Origin of the sequence: Kocuria tytonicola (assembly GCF_003687175.1) — a bacterium.
GTDB classification, from domain to species: Bacteria; Actinomycetota; Actinomycetes; order Actinomycetales; family Micrococcaceae; genus Kocuria; species Kocuria tytonicola.
Genome location: NZ_RDEX01000004.1, coordinates 54,271 through 71,137 on the forward strand (window position 1 = coordinate 54,271; position 16,867 = coordinate 71,137).

General features: G+C 72.5%; 15 protein-coding genes. 6 read left to right on the top strand and 9 right to left on the bottom strand.

The genetic code is table 11. The features are described from left to right. Nucleotides 1-34: 34 nt before the first annotated feature. From EAE32_RS11340 to dinB, 6 genes are all read right to left on the bottom strand, one after another. Nucleotides 35-1,858: a peptidoglycan D,D-transpeptidase FtsI family protein gene (locus tag EAE32_RS11340; protein ID WP_243635705.1), complete on the bottom strand. Its 1,824-nt coding sequence runs from the start codon at nt 1,856-1,858 to the stop codon at nt 35-37. 110 nt (nt 1,859-1,968) lie between these two features. After that, nucleotides 1,969-2,574, bottom strand: a complete 606-nt coding sequence (ftsL, locus tag EAE32_RS11345; RefSeq protein WP_121865248.1) for a cell division protein FtsL — start codon at nt 2,572-2,574, stop codon at nt 1,969-1,971. Then, nucleotides 2,571-3,554 carry a 16S rRNA (cytosine(1402)-N(4))-methyltransferase RsmH gene (rsmH, locus tag EAE32_RS11350; RefSeq protein ID WP_121865249.1) on the bottom strand — a complete coding sequence of 328 codons (984 nt, stop codon included), beginning with the start codon at nt 3,552-3,554 and terminating at the stop codon, nt 2,571-2,573. Before rsmH ends, ftsL begins: the two co-directional genes overlap by 4 nt. 217 nt (nt 3,555-3,771) lie before the next feature. Beyond that, on the bottom strand, nt 3,772-4,203 hold the full coding sequence (mraZ, locus tag EAE32_RS11355) for a division/cell wall cluster transcriptional repressor MraZ (RefSeq protein ID WP_121865250.1): 432 nt from the start codon (nt 4,201-4,203) through the stop codon (nt 3,772-3,774). 263 nt (nt 4,204-4,466) lie between these two features. Further along, nucleotides 4,467-4,859 (bottom strand): DUF3040 domain-containing protein, encoded by a 393-nt coding sequence (locus EAE32_RS11360; protein WP_121865251.1) that lies wholly within the window; start codon nt 4,857-4,859, stop codon nt 4,467-4,469. 50 nt (nt 4,860-4,909) lie between these two features. Further along, nucleotides 4,910-6,148, bottom strand: coding sequence for a DNA polymerase IV (gene dinB / locus EAE32_RS11365; protein ID WP_121846658.1), 1,239 nt, complete (start codon nt 6,146-6,148; stop codon nt 4,910-4,912). 225 nt (nt 6,149-6,373) lie between these two features. On the opposite strand from dinB, the gene EAE32_RS11370 reads away from it, so the two are divergent. Beyond that, complete coding sequence (locus tag EAE32_RS11370; protein ID WP_121865252.1) at nt 6,374-7,477, top strand: polyprenyl synthetase family protein; 1,104 nt, start codon at nt 6,374-6,376, stop codon at nt 7,475-7,477. A gap of 62 nt (nt 7,478-7,539) precedes the next feature. On the opposite strand, the gene EAE32_RS11375 is transcribed toward EAE32_RS11370, so the two are convergent. Beyond that, entirely contained in the window at nt 7,540-7,932 is a 393-nt protein-coding gene (locus EAE32_RS11375) for an Rv2175c family DNA-binding protein (protein ID WP_121846884.1), read from the bottom strand. A gap of 135 nt (nt 7,933-8,067) precedes the next feature. On the opposite strand from EAE32_RS11375, the gene EAE32_RS11380 reads away from it, so the two are divergent. Next, nucleotides 8,068-9,255 carry a lytic transglycosylase gene (locus tag EAE32_RS11380; protein WP_121865253.1) on the top strand — a complete coding sequence of 396 codons (1,188 nt, stop codon included), beginning with the start codon at nt 8,068-8,070 and terminating at the stop codon, nt 9,253-9,255. Continuing rightward, nucleotides 9,245-11,101 carry a Stk1 family PASTA domain-containing Ser/Thr kinase gene (gene pknB, locus EAE32_RS11385; RefSeq protein WP_121846282.1) on the top strand — a complete coding sequence of 619 codons (1,857 nt, stop codon included), beginning with the start codon at nt 9,245-9,247 and terminating at the stop codon, nt 11,099-11,101. Before EAE32_RS11380 ends, pknB begins: the two co-directional genes overlap by 11 nt. A 60-nt stretch (nt 11,102-11,161) precedes the next feature. Here the strand turns inward: pknB and EAE32_RS11390 are convergent, their stop codons facing one another. Both EAE32_RS11390 and EAE32_RS11395 read right to left on the bottom strand, forming a co-directional pair. Then, nucleotides 11,162-12,556, bottom strand: coding sequence for a class II 3-deoxy-7-phosphoheptulonate synthase (locus tag EAE32_RS11390; RefSeq protein WP_207803891.1), 1,395 nt, complete (start codon nt 12,554-12,556; stop codon nt 11,162-11,164). 9 nt (nt 12,557-12,565) lie between these two features. Continuing rightward, nucleotides 12,566-13,420 carry a lysophospholipid acyltransferase family protein gene (locus EAE32_RS11395; protein WP_121846281.1) on the bottom strand — a complete coding sequence of 285 codons (855 nt, stop codon included), beginning with the start codon at nt 13,418-13,420 and terminating at the stop codon, nt 12,566-12,568. Between the two features lie 133 nt (nt 13,421-13,553). Here EAE32_RS11395 and EAE32_RS11400 point away from each other — a divergent pair, with 133 nt between their 5' ends. From EAE32_RS11400 to EAE32_RS11410, 3 genes are all read left to right on the top strand, one after another. Further along, entirely contained in the window at nt 13,554-14,339 is a 786-nt protein-coding gene (locus tag EAE32_RS11400) for an alpha/beta hydrolase (protein WP_121865254.1), read from the top strand. Continuing rightward, the gene (locus tag EAE32_RS11405) at nt 14,336-14,749 is read left to right on the top strand and encodes a hypothetical protein (protein WP_121865255.1); all 414 of its coding nucleotides are present in this window, start codon (nt 14,336-14,338) and stop codon (nt 14,747-14,749) included. Before EAE32_RS11400 ends, EAE32_RS11405 begins: the two co-directional genes overlap by 4 nt. A 222-nt stretch (nt 14,750-14,971) precedes the next feature. After that, nucleotides 14,972-16,780 (top strand): AMP-dependent synthetase/ligase, encoded by a 1,809-nt coding sequence (locus EAE32_RS11410; protein ID WP_121865256.1) that lies wholly within the window; start codon nt 14,972-14,974, stop codon nt 16,778-16,780. Nucleotides 16,781-16,867: the final 87 nt, after the last annotated feature.

The following is a 16,867-nucleotide window of genomic DNA, read 5'->3' on the forward strand; positions in this document are numbered from 1 at the left end:
GTGTGCTGGTGCTGCGTGCTCCTGCCTGGGAAGTTTATCCCTGGGACTCGTCCCTGCCCGGCTCGGGCCAGGTCTGCTCGAGCGCGTTGGTGGGGGTGACGTCCTTCTTGAGGTTCTGCGGGACCTGCATCTCGTACTTGGGCCCCTGCGTGGTGGAGGGCGCCACGTTGTAGTGGTGCAGCACCTGGGACATGATCGTGGAGAACGTGGAGGTCACGCCCACGGTGTGCACGTCGCCCTTGGGGCGCTGCATGGTCACGCCCACGAGGTACTGCGGGTCCTCCATGGGTGCCACGCCCACGAAGGACGTGGTGAAGCCGTCGTAGCCGCCGTTCTCGCTCGGGGCCTCCGCGGTGCCCGTCTTGCCGCCCACGCGGTAGCCCGGCACCGCGGCCTCCTTGGCTCCGCCCTGCGTGACCACGTTCTCCATCACGTCGAGCGTCTGCTGGGCGGCCGCCTCGGAGATGACGCGCTCGGGCTGGGGTGGCTGCGGGGTGGTCACGGTGCCGTCCGGGTCCGTGACGGACTCGACGACGCGCGGCTCGATGCGCTGCCCCTTGTTCGCCACCGCCTGGAAGATCGTGGCCGTGCGCAGGGGGGTCTGCGAGACCCCCTGGCCGAACAGCACGGTGTACTCCTGGCGGGCGTCCCACTGGGCCGCCGGCGTGAGGATGCCGGTGGACTCCCCGGGCAGCTCGATGCCCGTGGGCTTGCCCACCCCGAACCGCTCCAGGTTCTCGTGGCGCGCCTCCTTGCCCATCTTGGACCCCATGATCACGGTGCCCGTGTTCATGGAGTCCCCGACGATTCCCGCCACCGTGCGGTTCTGGGCACCGTGGTCGAAGGCGTCCGTGATCTTCTCCGAACCGATCTGCAGGTACGGCGGCACGGTGATCTGGGTGTCCGGGGCCACGATCCCCCGGTCCAGCACACCGGCGGCCGTGGCGATCTTCTCCGTGGAACCGGGCTCCACCGCCTGGGTCACCGAGCGCACGGACGTGTCCTCGGCCTTCGCCTTGCCCGGCACGTTGGGATCCACCGATGAGGTGTCCGCGAGCGCCAGGACCTTGCCGGTCTTGACGTCCATGACCACCGCGGTTCCCCACTCGGCCTTCAGCTGCTTGGCGCGCTCCCGCACGGCCTGCTCCGCGAAGAACTGGACGTCGCTGTCCAGCGACAGCTTCACGTCCGAGCCGTCACGGGCGGCCTTCTGCTCCTGCGGGGCCACGGGGATCCGCACCCCGTCGCCCGAGATCTCGAACCGGCGCTCGCCGTCCGTGCCGCGCAGCAGCTCGTCCTGCGTCTGCTCGATGCCGCCGAGTGCCTCGGCGTCGCCACCCAAAAACCCCACCACGGAGCCCGCGAGGGAGCCGTCGGGGTAGCTGCGCTGGAACGTGGGCTGGCCGTAGATGTACGGCAGGTTCAGCTCGCGCAGGGCGTTGTACTGCTCCGGGGTCACACCCCGGGCCACGTACGTGAACGTCTTGCCGCCGTCCAGGGCCTTCTTGACGTCCGCGTCCTTCATGCCCAGTGCGTCCGCGATCTTGTAGACGGCCTGCGTGGGCGTCACGGTCTGGCTGGAACCGTCCTTGCCGGGCACCGTCACCTCGGTCACCGCAGTCTGGTCCACGGTGATGTCGTAGCGCTGCAGGGTGCGCGCGAGCACCGTGCCCTGCGTGTCGGTGATCTCCCCCCGCACCGCGGGGATCGGCTCCACCATGGTGCGCTCGCCCGCGGCGGCCTCGGCGCGGCCCCCGGGGTCCAGTCCCTGGACCCAGAACAGCCGCCCGACCACCAGGAGCAGGAGCGCCAGCAGGAGCGCGATCCCCACCTGCGTGCGCGTGTACGGCCGGAACACTCTGCTCCTGCGCGTGGGTGACGATGACACGGTCTTCCTCGATTCCTGGGCTGCGGTGCGGGGCGGCTACCTCCGGTGGGTGGGTGGTTCCGGCCCGGAGGCCGGCGGCGTCAGTTGCCGGGGGCGCGCTGCGAGGGCGCGGGGAGAGACCCCCCGTTGAGGTCCCGCGCCTCGTCCGCCTTCTGCTCGGCCTCCCGCTGGGCGGTCTTCTTGTCCGCCTCCTCCTTGGCGCGCTTCTCCGCGCGCTCCTCGGCGGCCCGACGATTGGCCTCGGCTGCGTCGGAGCCCTTCATCTCGGCGGGCGGCACCAGGATGTTCTGCGAGTCCGTCTTCTCAGCGGGGGCGGACGGCGGGGTCACGGCACCCGAGCCCAGGTCGATGCTGCCCACCTCCTTGGCGGGGACCATGCCCAGGTCGTTCGCGCGTGCAGCGAGGTTCTGCGGGGCGGAGTCCGCCTCGATGTCCTGCGTGAGCGCCTCGTTCTCCTGGGACAGCGCCCGTTCCTGGCCCGTGAGCTCCGTGAGCTGGTACTGGCCCTGCGTGATCTGGATGTTCAGGAGCAGGATTCCCACGAGCGCGGCGGCCAGCGCCAGCGCGCACATCACCACGGTCGAGAGCCTGCTGCGCCTCGGAGCGCGGCGCGGCACCACCGAGAGCGGTTTCCGGGTCCCGTGGTCGTCCGCGGCGGGCGAGGTGGTGTTCGCCGCACTGCTCATCGCGTTCTCCCTGGGGTCGTCGTCTCCCGGAGCCGCTCGGCGGCCCGCAGCCTCGCGGATGCGGCTCGTGGGTTGCCCAGCGTCTCGGCCTCGGGTGCCCGCTCCGCGCCGCGGGTGAGCACCTTCAGCACGGGCTGGTGCTCGGGAAGCTCCACGGGGAAGCCGCGGGGGGCCGTGGACCGCGCACCTCTCGCGAACTCCTGCTTCACGATTCTGTCCTCGAGGGAGTGGTAGCTCATGGCGACGACACGCCCTCCCACCCTGACAGTTTCCAGGGCCGCGGGAATCGCGCGCTCCAGGACGTCCAGCTCCTCGTTGACCTCGATCCGCAGGGCCTGGAACGTCTGCTTCGCGGGGTGCCCCTTCTTGTGCTGCGCGGCGGCGGGCACGGCGGAGCGGACGACCTCCACGAGTTCCGCGGTGGTGCGCAGGGGGGCCTGCGCCCTCGCGGCCACGATGGCGCGGGCGATGCGCGGGGCGAAGCGGTCCTCGCCCCACCGGTAGATGATGTCCCGCAGCTCGGTCTCGGAGTACTCGTTGACCACCTCGGCCGCGGAGAGCTCCGCCCGGGAGTCCATGCGCATGTCCAGAGGGGCGTCGAAGGAGTAGGCGAAGCCCCGTTCGCGCTCGTCCAGCTGCAGGGAGGAGACGCCGAGGTCGAAGAGAATGCCGTCCACGCGCTCCACACCGGCGAGGGCTGCGGCGTCCGCGACGTGGTCGTAGGTCGTGTGGATGCTCGTGAAGCGCGGGCCGAAGCGTTCCAGCCGCCGGCCCGCGAGGTCGAGGGCCTGAGGGTCCCGGTCGATGCCCACCACGCGCAACCGGGGGAAGCGCTCGAGCATCGCGTGGGTGTGCCCGCCCATTCCCAGGGTGGCGTCCAGGACCACGGGGGCTTCGGTGTCCAGCGCGGGGGCCAGGAGGTCGAGGCACCGGTCCAGCATCACGGGAACGTGCCGCTGCTCGGCGGGCGCCTCATCCATGCCGGGGCTCCTGGTCTGTCGCGGGTGGTGCAGGGTCGGGTGCGGACGGGATCCCGGTGTGCCGCGCGGAGTTCCGCCCACCAGATCCCCATCCGCCACTCGCCCCTCGAATCCGGCCTGACTCGGGGGAAGTCGAGTCAGGACGGTGACGCGGGCGGCTGGAGATCTCATGGCCGGGGTCACGACGGCGCACCCGCGGGTGCCCCGCGACCGTGCCCTAGAAGAGCCCGGGAATGACCTCGTCCTCGGTGTCGGAGAAGGCCGCTTCCTTCTCCGCCAGGTACTGCTGCCACGAGGCCGCATCCCAGATCTCGGCGCGGCTGCCCGCGCCGATCACCGCCAGTTCCCGGTCCAGCCCTGCATAGGAGCGCAGTGCGGCCGGAATGGTGATGCGACCCTGCTTGTCCGGGGTCTCGTCCGAGGCCCCGGAGAGAAAAACGCGGATGTAGTCCCGGGCCTGCTTCGACGACAGCGGTGCGGCGCGCATCTGCTCGTGCACCCTGGCGAACTCTTCGGCGCTGAACACGTACAGGCAGCGTTCCTGCCCGCGGGTCAGCACGAGTCCGTCCGCCATTTCAGCCCTGAACTTGGCCGGAAGGATCAGCCTGGCCTTGTCGTCCAGACGCGGCTCGTATGTTCCGAGAAACACAGCCACCGCCTCCGAATCAGGGTCAGCCCGACCCTCGCTTCTCTCCTGCCCTCCACTTTACTCCACTCCCCTCCCCGGTCAATGCATCTGCACACCGCGCCGCGCCGCCCGGGGACACGGGCCGCGGGTGTCCCGGCAACCCATCCCGGTCACCACCTGCGACGACGCCGGCGCGTTCCCATGCTCGGGCATGAAAAAACTCCCCGGCGGTTCGCCGGGGAGTTCGTGGCCGAGACGTGTTCGGCGGTGCGGGCCGGGCGCCCTCACTGCCCGCCCTGGTTGCGCCTCTCCCACTTCTCCTCGAGTCCCTGGAGGAAAGTGGAGGACTTCCGGGGGCCGGAGGTGGCGCGGGTGGTGGCACCGTCCGCCGCGGGCCGGGCCTGTGCCGTGGTGCCGCTGCGCAGCGTGGCCACGAAGGTGCCGCCGGCCATCACGACGAATCCCAGAACCCCCACCACGATCAGCTGCGTGGCAACTCCGGCGAGCAGAACACCCAGGCCCACCACTGCGATCACGACGCCGAGCACGAGGTTGCGCATGGACCCCCGCCCCCGCACCGTCTCGGTGTGCATGCTGGATGCGAAACGGGGATCTTCTTCGTGCAGCTGCTTCTCGAGCTGGGCGAGAAGCTGCTGTTCGTGCTCGGAGAGAGGCACGATTCCTCCTGAGGGTTGAGAGTGCGAGGCGCGGACGCGTGGTCCACGGCTCACGTACCGTCCAGAATATCCCGTGCCGGCCGGTTTGGCACCGCGGGGTCCATGAGTTTCGCCGGGCGGAGCACCCCCGGCCCGAACTTGTGGTGGACCCTGTCCATGGCCTCCTCCGCCGCACCCCACTCGGCCTCGCGGCCGTCGAGACTCAGCTGCAGCGCGTGGTCCGAGCCCACGAGCTTCTCCGCGCGGACGCCGACCAGCCGCACGGACTGGGGGCGGTTTCCCAGTCCGTCCAGCAGCGCGGCGGCCTCCGTGTAGAGGTCGTGCGCCGAGCTCACGGGGTGCCCGAGCGTGCGGGATCGCGAAATGGTGGAGAAGTCCGCGTAGCGCAGCTTGAGACCCACACGGCCGGCGCGCAGGCCGTGGCGGCGCAGCCGGACCGCGGTGTCGTGGGCGAGACCCAGCAGCACCCGTTTCAGCTGAGCCGTCTCCGCCACGTCCACCTGGAAGGTCCGCTCCGCGCCCAGGCTCTTCTCCTCGCGCACGGGCGTCACCGGCCGGGGGTCGTGGCCCGTGGCCAGCTGCTTGAGGTGGGTGCCGGCCGCCGTGCCCACCAGTGCGTGCAGGCGCGGCAGGGGTGTGCGGGCGAGGTCTCCCACGGTGGCCAGGCCCGCGCCCTGCAGCACCTGCGAGGTCCGCTTCCCCACCCCCCACAGCCGGTCCACGGGCAGCTGGGCCAGAAAGGCCACGGTGTGCTCAGGGGCCACCACGAGCAGCCCGTCCGGCTTGCAGTGTGCCGAGGCGATCTTGGCCACCGTCTTGTTCTCGGCCACTCCCACGGAGGCGGTGAGCCCGGTGCGCTCGTGGATGGTGCGGCGCAGCCCGCGCGCGATCTCCACGGGAGGGCCGCATCGCCTGATGGCACCCGAGACGTCGAGGAAGGCCTCGTCCACGCTCAGCTGCTCCACGCGGTCCGTCACCGAGCGGAAGATGTCCATCACGATCCGCGAATAGTGGGCGTAGGCCTCGCGGTGGGGCTCCAGCAGCACGGCCGAGGGGCAGCGGGCGCGGGCCTGCGAGACGGGCATGGCGGAGTGCACCCCGAACCGCCGGGCCTCGTAGGACGCCGAGAGCACCACGGAGCGCGGTCCGGACCCGGCGACGATCACGGGGCGGCCCCTGTGCTGGGGAGCGTCGAGCAGCTCCACCCCCACGTAGAACATGTCCATGTCCACGTGCAGGACGGCGCAGCGCCGGAGCTGCTCCAGCTGCTGCGGACTCGGTCCGCCCATGCGCGCTCCTCCCTCGCCGTGACGTGCTGCAGCCCAGGGTAGGCGGGGGCACCGACATGCCGGGGCGAGCGCGCCGGGTGGTGACGCTAGGCTGGACGGGCCCGCCCGGCGGCGTCGTGGGCAGACCACGAACCGCGCCGCGCGGGTCCCTGCGCGGGGTCGGCGCCACCACGGCGGGCGGCCCCGCTCCACCCGACACCCTCGCCCACTGGAAGGCACCCGGCCATGACCTCTCCCGATGCCAGCGCGGCCCTCCAGGACCGCGCGTTCGCCGCGGCGCTGGACACCAGGCTGCAGACCTTCTTCGAGCGGGAGACGGAGCGGGTGGCCGCGATCTCGCCGCACGCCGTCCCGCTGGTCTCGGCGATCGGGGACCTCACCGGGGGCGGCAAACGGCTGCGGGCCCGCCTGTGCTTCTGGGGCTGGCGGGCGGCCGGGGGGTCGGAGGTCTCGGAGACGGCGGTGGCGGCCGCCGCGTCCCTGGAGCTGTTCCAGACCGCGGCGCTGATCCACGACGACATCCTGGACCGGTCCGACACCCGCAGGGGGCGTCCCAGCGTGCACCGGGTCTTCGAGTCCCTGCACCGCGGCGCCGGGTGGAGTGCGGACCCCGAGCACTTCGGGGTGAGCGCGGCGGTGCTCACCGGCGACATGAGCCTGTCCTTCGCGGAGCAGCTCTTCGCCGAGGCCGCCGCGGCCGTCCCGCGCGAGGCGTCCGCCGCCGCCCGCGACATCTTCTCCACCATGCGCACCGAGGTGATGGCGGGCCAGTACCTGGACGTCCACGCCGAGGTGGCACCGCCCCCTGAGGATCCCCGGGAGCAGCTCGGGCGGGCCATGACCGTGCTGCGCTACAAGTCCGCCAAGTACTCGGTGGAGCACCCCGTGTCCCTGGGCGCCGCCCTCGCCGGCGCGGACGCCGGGTTCCGCGCGCAGTGCTCGGCGTTCGCCCTTCCGCTCGGGGAGGCCTTCCAGCTGCGCGACGACGTGCTGGGAGTCTTCGGCGATCCCGCCACCACCGGAAAACCCGCCGGCGACGACATCCGGGAGGGCAAGCGCACCGCCCTGGTGGCACTGTGCACGGCGGGCCTCGAGCCGCACGCACGGCAGTGGCTGGAGTCCGTCCTGGGCAGCGCGGAGCTCTCGGACGAGGACGTGGACCGCGTGCGCACGCTCATGCACGAGAGCGGGGCGCACGACCGCTCGGAGGAGCTCATCTCCTCCCTCGCGGCGACCTCCGACGCCGCCCTGGCAGCGCTTCCGGCGCCGGACGTCGCCCGCGCGGGGCTGCGCGCCCTGGCCGACGCCGCCGTGCGCCGCACCCGCTGACGGTCTCCGCCGGTGCGTGCCCCCCCCCCCCCCCGAGGGGGCGGCACGCACCAGACGGCGCCTCACCAGCCCAGGGCCTGGGCCCGGCGCCGCACCTCGGTCTTCTGGCCGCGCCGCAGCGCGTCGATGGGACGGCCCGGGAGGGACTCGTCCTCGGTGAAGAGCCAGCGGATGGCCTGGACGTCCGTGAAGGCGGCGTCCCGCAGCACGGCCACCGTGCCCTTGAGGGAGTCCACGGGGTGGGCGCCGTCCATGAACGCGGCGGGTACCACCCGCACCCGGTCCTCCGGGCGGCGCACCTCCAGCAGCGAGCCGTCGTCCATGAGCCGGTGCACCCGGGTGATCTGGATGTCCATGGCCTCCGCGATGTCCGGGAGGTGGGTCCACTCGCCCACGAGCGTGTCGAGTTCCGCGAATTCCTGGGGCGTGAGATCGGTTGAGTAGTTCACGGGCACTACTGTGCCACGGCCCGCGCGCGGCCGAGAACCCGTGGGCGCGGCAGGGGTCGGGTAATCTGGGGGCACCGCGCGGCACCGGAGGGTGCGTGCGGTCTTCCCCATTTCCCCCATCTCGAGTCAGGTGTCGCGAACATGCCGGTTGACCCGCCCCAGGACCACCCCTCCTCCCGTTCCGCGTGGTCCCGCCGTGCGGCACAGGGGTCCGCGGCCGCGCTCGCGGCGCTCACCGCCCTGGGCCCCCTGCAGGCGGCGCACGCCGCTCCCGCCTCCCCGCAGACCGTGCACGTGGCGCAGCAGCACGGCCCGTCCCAGATCACGGTGGCCCCCGGTGACTCCCTGTGGTCCCTGGCCACCGCCCACGGGGTCACGGTCAAGGAGCTGATGGCCGCCAACTCGGTTCCCGCCCACGGCATGCTGCGCCCGGGACAGCGACTCACCGTCCCCGGCTCCCCCGCCGCCCCGCGCAGCGGGAAAGCACCGCACGCACCGGCCTCCGGCGACGACGCCGCACCCGCGCCCCGGAGGACCCCCACCACCGCGGCGCGGAGCTCCTCCTCGGGCTCCGCCACGCCGCCGTCCGGTTCCCCCGCGGGCCGTCGGCACACGGTGGCCCCGGGCGACACCCTGTGGGAGCTCTCCCAGCGGTACGGGGTGAGCGTCTCCCAGCTGATGTCCGCCAACGACCTCTCGGCCGGCTCCGTGCTGCGGCCGGGCCGCACCCTCACGGTGCCGGGCGGACCCGCCACCGCGCCCCCGGCTGCGTCGTCCGGCGCGGAGGCCACCCCGCAGGACGGGGCCGCGGGCGAGCCGGCCGCGGAGGCCGCGCGGCCCGCCGTGGGCACCACGTTCGCCGGCCGGGAGTACCCCCGGGAGGTGACCGCGTCCGCGAACAGGCACCACGCCGAGCTGCAGCGGCGCGCAGTCCCCTCCCCCGAGAAGATCCGCGAGATGGTGGCCGGGACCGCCCGCGCCATGGGCGTGGACCCCGCCCTCGCACTGGCCCACGCCTCCCAGGAGTCGGGCTTCCGCCACGACGTGGTCTCCCCCGCGGACGCCGTGGGCACCATGCAGGTGATCCCGTCCGCCGGGCAGTGGGCCTCCGCCATGGTGGGCCGGGACCTGGATCTGCTGGACCCGCAGGACAACATCACCGCGGGCGTCGCCGTCATCCGGGAGCTGCAGGACAGGGCGCCGGACAAGGCCACCGGCATCGGTGCCTACTACCAGGGTCTGCACGGCGTGCGGACGTACGGTATGTACCCGGACACCAAGGCGTACGTCAAGGCCGTGAGCGCACAGGAACGGAAATTTGCCCAGTAGCAGCACGAACGACCCCCGCGAGGGAACCCTGCTCGAGAACCGCTACCTGGTGGGGCGCAGGATCGCGCGCGGCGGCACGGCTGCGGTTCACGAGGGCCTGGACGAACGCCTCGAACGTCCCGTGGCCCTGAAGATCATCCACCCGCACATCGCAGAGGACCCGTCCTTCGCGGCACGGGCCCAGCGCGAGGCGAGGTCCGCGGCCCGGCTGCACGACCCCCACGTGGTCTCGGTGCTGGACCAGGGCCGCACCGCGGACGGCGTGCTCTACCTCGTGCTCGAGTACGTGGACGGGCCCACGCTGCGCCAGGTGATCGGCCGTGAGGCCCCCATGCCCCCACGTCGGGTCCTGGACCTTCTGGTCCCCGTGCTGCGTGGCCTCGCGCGGGCCCACCGGATCGGCCTCGTGCACCGGGACGTGAAGCCCGAGAACGTGCTGCTCACCGCGGACGGGGAGGTCAAGGTCGCGGACTTCGGTCTCACCCGCGCCGTGGACGAGCACACCGCCACCTCCACCGTGCTCGGCACCGTGGGCTACGCCGCCCCGGAGCTCGTGGCCGACGGTCCCGTGGACCAGCGCAGCGACGTGTACGCGGTGGGGATCATGGCCTACGAGATGCTCACGGGGTCCCGGCCGTACACGGGCACGGCCCTGCAGGTGGCGCACGCGCACGTGAGCCGGGACGTGCCCGCGCCCAGCGGCGCGGCACCGGGCACGCCTCCCGCGCTGGACGAGTTCGTGCTGCGCGCCACGTCCCGGGACCCCGGCCACCGGCCCGTCGACGCCGCCGAGCTCCTGGACCTGGCGCTCGCCATCCGACGGTCCCTGCCCGATCCCGTGGACCCGCCGTCCCTCAGCGGCGCCCCCACGGAGGTGCTCGCGGGAACCACTCGCGCGGACAGCCCCGGGGGCCCCGCCCCCGCCGACGCACCGACGGAGGCACTGGGGGCGGCCACCGCGGACGCGCCGACGGAGGCGCTGGGTTCCGCCCCGGGCGGGACGCCCGCCGAGGCGGCGACCGAGGCCCTCGGCACGTCAGGCGGGGGCACCCCCATCCTGCCGAGCTACGACCCCGACGCCACCGGGACCCTCGCGACCTCCCGTGTGGGACCGGGAGCGGGTTCCACCGCCCGCCGCTCCCCCGACGCACCCCGGGTCCGCCTCAACCCGCAGCCGCAGCCCCTGCACGTCGCCCTGGCGGTGGTGGTGTTCGCGCTGCTGCTGACCGTGGCCGGATTCCTCGGCTGGTGGCTGGGCTCCGCGCCGGGCACGGCCTCCGCCACCGTGCCGCCCGTGGCGGGTCAGGACACGGCGTCCGCGGAGCGCGAGCTCGCGGGTGCCGGGATCTCCAACGTGGGCGTGCGCACCACCACCAGCAGGGACACGCCGGAGGGCATCGTGCTCGCGACGGATCCCGCGGAGTCCAGCACGGTCCGAGGCATCGAGCAGGTCAACCTGCTGGTCTCCTCGGGGCCCGCCCGGGTGTCGGTTCCCGCGCTCACGGGGAGCTCTCTCGACACCGCCCGCGGCGCCGCCTCGGCCGCGGGCCTGACGCTGGGGGCCGTGACGAACGAGTACTCCACCCAGCCGCAGGGCACGGTGCTCTCGCAGTCCACCGCCGCGGGGAGCGAGGTGGACGAGGGCACGTCCGTGGAGGTCACCGTGGCCGTCAGCACCCCGCAGGGCGAACCACCGGCCGTCGTGGGCCAGGACGTGGAGGCCGCGCGGGCCGAACTGGAGGACAAGGGGTTCACCGTGCGCGTGGACGCCCCGGTGGGCTCCCACCTCAACCGCGTGGTGCGCCAGCGCCAGGACGGGACCACCGTGGTGCTCACCGTCGTGTGAGCGGGTCCCGGCCGGGCGGCGTCGTCGGGGCCGGCTGCGGCACGACGACGCCGCGGCGCGTCAGTTCTGCTCGGAGAGGTACTCCGCCACGAGGAAGGCGATCTCCAGCGACTGCATGTGGTTCAGGCGGGGGTCGCACAGCGTCTCGTAGCGCTCGGCGAACGAGGACTCCGCCACGGGGTCCGAACCGCCCAGGCACTCGGCGACGTCGTCACCCGTCATCTCCACGTGGATGCCGCCGGGGAACGTGCCGAGCTCACGGTGCACCTCGAAGAAGCCGCGGACCTCGTCCACCACGTCCTCGAACCGGCGGGTCTTGTACCCGGACGGCAGGGACACGGTGTTGCCGTGCATGGGGTCCGTGACCCACACCGGCTTGGCGCCGGACTCCTCCACGGCCCGGATGACCGGGGGCAGCTTCTCGCGGATGTTCTTCGCGCCCATGCGGGTGATGAACGTGAGCCGCCCGGGCTCCCGCTCCGGGTCCAGGGCGTCGATGAGGCGCAGCGCGTCCTCGCCCGAGGTGCCCGGACCCAGCTTCACGCCGATCGGGTTGCGCAGCCTGGACAGCAGGTCCACGTGCGCGCCGTCGAGGTCGCGGGTACGCTCCCCGATCCACAGGAAGTGCGCGGACGTGCCGTACGGCAGGTTGGTGCGCGAGTCGATGCGGGTCAGTGCCCGCTCGTAGTCGAGCAGCAGGGCCTCGTGGCCCGCGAAGAACTCGGTGGTCTTGAGCGCGTCGAAGTCCGAGCCGCACGCGGCCATGAACTTCACCGCGTGGTCGATCTCCCGGGCCATCGTCTCGTAGCGCGCGTAGGCGGGGTTCGCGGCGAAGCCCATGTTCCAGGCGTGCACACGACGGAGGTCCGCGAAGCCGCCCTGGGTGAACGCCCGGATCAGGTTCAGGGTGGAGGCGGAGGTGTGGTAGCCGCGCAGCATGCGCTTGGGGTCGTGGACCCGGGACTCCTCGGTGAAGTCGAAGCCGTTGACCATCTCGCCGCGGAAGGACGGCAGGGTCACCCCGTCCCGGGTCTCCTCGTTGGAGGAGCGCGGCTTGGAGAACTGGCCGGCCATCCGGCCCATCTTCACCACGGGCAGCGAGGCGCCATAGGTGAGGACCACCGCCATCTGCAGCAGTGTGCGGACCCGGCCGGAGATCTTGTCCGCGGTGGCGCCCGCGAAGGTCTCGGCGCAGTCACCGCCCTGCAGGAAGAACGCCTCTCCGTTGGCCACCTGGGCCAGCCGGGAGCGCAACCGGTCCACCTCGCCGGCGAACACCAGCGGCGGCACCGCGTTGAGCTCCTGGATGGAGTCCGCGAAGTCCGGGTGCTCCGCCCACTGCGGGTGCTGTCCGATGCTGCGCTCGCGCCACTCGTCCAGGCCGGGGTAGTCGGCGGCGCTGGGAGAGGGGGTCGTCACGGAGCGGAACTGTTCAGGCAGGGTCTCGGAACTCATCCCACCAGTCTAGGACGTGGGCCCCGAGGAACCCTCATCCGTGTCCTCCGGCGTCCGGCCGTGGAGCCTGGCGTTGAGCGTGCTCGCCTGCTGGGAGACCGCGTCCGTGACGGAGCGCCCGCGTTCGCGGGTGGCCTGGGCCACGTCCCGCGCCTGCGCCTTGAGACCGGCGGACCTCTCCTCCGCCAGACGGCGCTTGTGCTCGGACGCGTAGCCGTCCGCGGTCTCCTGGCCCGAGAGCTGCTGGATGGCCGCCATGATCTCGTCCGTGACGCGCCGCAGGGTCGCGTGGTCGCCCTGCCGGCCCTTCAGCTCGGAGAAGTCCAGGGGCGCGCCGAAGATGGTGGTGATCCGGGCGCGCCGCGGGTCCGGAAACCGCGATCCCAGGGGCTGCATCTTGTCCGTGCCGATCATCGCCACGGGGATCACGGGCGCACCGGTTTCCAGCGCCAGGCGCGCCACGCCCACCTTCCCGCGGTAGAGGCGCCCGTCCGGGGAGCGGGTGCCCTCGGGGTAGATGCCCACGAGCTTGCCCTCCGCGAGCGCCTGGCCACCCGCACTGAGGGACTTGGCACTCGCGCTGCCGCCGCGCCGGTCCATGGGGATCTGGTTGATCGCCCTGAAGAACGCGGCCACGATCCGGCCCCGGACGCCCGGGGTGGTGAAGTACTCGGACTTGGCCAGGAAGTACACCTGCCGGGGCACGGCCACGGGCATGAAGATGGTGTCCGGCACGGAGAGGTGGTTGCTCGCCAGGATCGCGGGGCCGTGCGCGGGGACGTGCTCCAGGCCGATCACGGTGGGCCGGCAGACCAGGTTGACCACGGGGGCCACCACGTAGTTCCTGAGGAACATGTACACCATGAGCGGGTGACCTTTCGTCGCTGCCGGGGGCGCCGGGCGAGGGCCCGGAACGTGTGGTGGAGGGCGTCCCTGACCGGGCCGTTCCCCGGCCGATTGTCTCATGCTCCCCCGCGGGGGCTGGCACAATGGCGCCATGTCATCGGATCAGCACGGCCACCTCACCCTGCCCGGCACCTCCTCCGTGGGTGTCCTGGTGCTCCACGGCTTCACCTCCACCACGGCGTCGGTGCGGGACTGGGCGCGCGCCCTCCACGGCGCGGTCGACGGCGCCGGGGCCCACCCCGGCGTGAGCGTGCCGCTGCTGCCCGGGCACGGGACGCAGTGGCAGGATCTCGCCGAGCAGCCCTGGCAGGCGTGGCGCGACGCCGTGGACGAGCAGTACTGGCGGCTGCGGCGCCACCACGAGCACGTGGTGGTGTGCGGGCTGTCCATGGGTGGTGCCCTGGCGCTGCACACCGCCGCCCGGCGGGACGTGGCCGGGGTGCTCCTGGTGAACCCGGCGCTGGCGCTGGTCAACCGGATGGCCCGCTTCAGCAGGCTGCTGAGCCCCGCTGTGCCGTCGCTGGCCGGGATCGCGAGCGACATCAGGAGCGAGACCGCGCTGGAGTCCGCGTACGACCGCACGCCGCTGGCCGCCGTGGCCCAGCTCAACGTGCTGATGCACCGCACGGTGCGCACGCTGCCCGCGGTCACGGCGCCCACCGTGGTGTTCCGCTCCGACGAGGACCACGTGGTCTCCGGGGACTCCGCCGAGCTCGTGGCCCAGCGCTCGTCCGGTCCGGTGCGGGTGGTGGCGCTGCCCAACAGCTACCACGTGGCCACGCTGGACCACGACGCCCCGCTGATCGAGCGCATGTCGCGGGACGCGGTGCAGCGGCTCTCCCGCGGGGAGGACTTCCTGGGCGGGGCCCCCGCATGACGCCGCGCGAGCCCTCGGACGATCCCTTCGAGAGCATCATCCGCGGCAACACGTGGGACGACATCCCCAGCGACGACGAGGATCTGGACCCGTGGGCCGAGGACGTCGTGTGGCGCGGGGCGGAGCAGCCCGTCGAGGACGTTCCCCCGGAGCTGCGGGAGGATCCCGAGGACGAGGTCTACGACCCGGATCCCGGCCCCGTGACCGGCGGCATCTCCCCCGCCATGCTGCGGGCCCTGTCCGCCGTGCTCACGGTGGTGGTGGTCGTGACCGGGCTGTCCCTGCTGCCCGGGCCTCTCCCGGGGCTCGTGTGGACCGCGGCTCTCGCGGGTCTCGTGGGCGCGCTCGTCCTGGTGTTCCGCGCCCTGCCGAGCGATCCCCCGGAGGACGACGACGGCGCCGTCGTGTGAGCCGCCCCGGCACACCGGCCCACCCGGGATCCAGGAACCGCGGGGCCCCGTCGTGTCCGCTCTTCCGGTGGCAGCTGCACCGGCACGGCAGCTCCCGGGCCCGCCGTGACGCTCCGGGAACGGGCACGACCCCGCCCCATGACGCGGACGTGTCACCTGGCCGCACGGTGTGAAGATGCACACACCGTAAACTGAGACGCAATCTCGTCAGGAAGGTTTTACATGAGACGCGTCAGCGCCCCCGCCCTCGTCAATCCCCTGCCGTACCCGGGAATCGCCCACATCCTCGCGGAACGCGCGCGTGAGCAGCCCGACCTCGTGCTCTACACGGTCCTGACCGCGGGCCGGGAGCGGGACGTCACCGCGCGGCAGTTCCGGGACGAGGTCGTGGGCCTCGCCCGCGGCATGGCCGAGCAGGGCGTCCGGCCCGGGGACCGCGTGGGAATCCTGAGCCGCACCCGCTACGAGTGGTCCCTCGTGGACTTCGCCCTGTGGTGGCTCGGCGCGGTGCCCGTGCCGGTGTACGACACGTCCTCTCCGGACCAGATCGCCTGGATCCTCTCGGACTCCGAAGCCACCGGGATCTTCGTGGAGTCGGAAGAGCTCGCGCAGCGCGTCCGGGAGGCCGCGCGCATCACCCCGTTCCCCGCCGAGCAGCGCATCCGTGTGTTCGACACCGACACCCCGGACGTCTCCCTGGAGTCCGTGGTCGCCGCCGGTGCCCACCGGGAGGACCTCGCGGACCCGTTCGACGGCGTGAGCCTGGAGGACACCGCCACGCTCATCTACACCTCCGGCACCACCGGCCCGCCCAAGGGCTGCGAGCTCACCCACCGCAACTTCGTGGCGTGCTCGCAGAACACGATCCAGGTGGCCGGGGAGCTCATGCACGAGGGTGCGCGCACCCTGCTGTTCCTGCCCCTGGCCCACGTCTTCGCGCGTTTCGTGGAGGTCACCTCGCTGGACGCCGGGATCGCCCTGGCGCACACCCCGGACGTCTCCCAGCTCATGGACGACCTCGCCCGGTTCAAGCCCTCGTTCATCCTCGCGGTGCCGCGGGTGTTCGAGAAGATCCTGGTGGGTGCCCGCTTCAAGGCGCAGGCCGCCTCGCCCGTGAAGAAGCTCATCTTCGAGCGCGCCGTGGCCACCGCCGCGGCGTGGTCCAAGGCCTCGCAGAATGGCCGGGTCTCGCCGTGGCTCGAAGCCCGCCACCGGCTCTACGACAGGCTCGTCTACTCCACGCTGCGGGAGGCCATGGGCGGGGAGGTGCGCTACGCCGTCTCCGGCGGCGCGGCCCTCGGCGAGCACATGGCGCACTTCTTCAACGGGATCGGCGTGTACGTGGTGGAGGGCTACGGGCTCACCGAGACCACCGCACCCATCTCCGCGAACGTCCCCAGCATCAACAGGCTCGGCACCGTGGGCCACCCCATGCCGGGCAACGAGGTGGCCATTGCCGAGGACGGCGAGATCCTGGTGCGCGGTGTGAACGTCTTCGAGCGCTACAACGGTCTGCCGGAGAAGACCGCCGAGGCGTTCCGGGACGGCTGGTTCGCCACCGGGGACCTCGGCCACCTGGACGACGAGGGTCTGCTCACCGTCACGGGCCGCAAGAAGGAGATCATCGTCACGGCCGGCGGGAAGAACGTGATCCCCAACCAGCTCGAAGACCCCATCCGCACCTCCGCCACGGTGGGACAGGTCATGGCCGTCGGGGACAACCGCCCGTTCGTGGCCGCCCTCGTCACCCTGGACCCCGAGACGCTGCCGAAGATCCTCCCCACGCTCGGGCTGGACCCCGGCCTCACGCTCGCCGAGGCCTCCCGCGAGGAGGCGGTGGTCGAACACGTGCAGCGCATCGTGGACCACGCCAACGCCAAGGTGTCCCGGGCCGAGAGCATCAGGGCCTTCCGGATCCTGGACCGTGACCTCACCGTGGCCGACGGCTACCTGACCCCCTCGCTCAAGCTCAAGCGCGCCAAGGTTGCCGAGGACTTCGCGGACGTGATCGAGGACATGTACACGAAGTAGCCACCCGAGCGTCCGCCCCTGGCCACGACGATGCCGCCCGCACCCTGGACTGCCAGGGTGCGGGCGGCGTCGTCGTCCCGTCCGGGA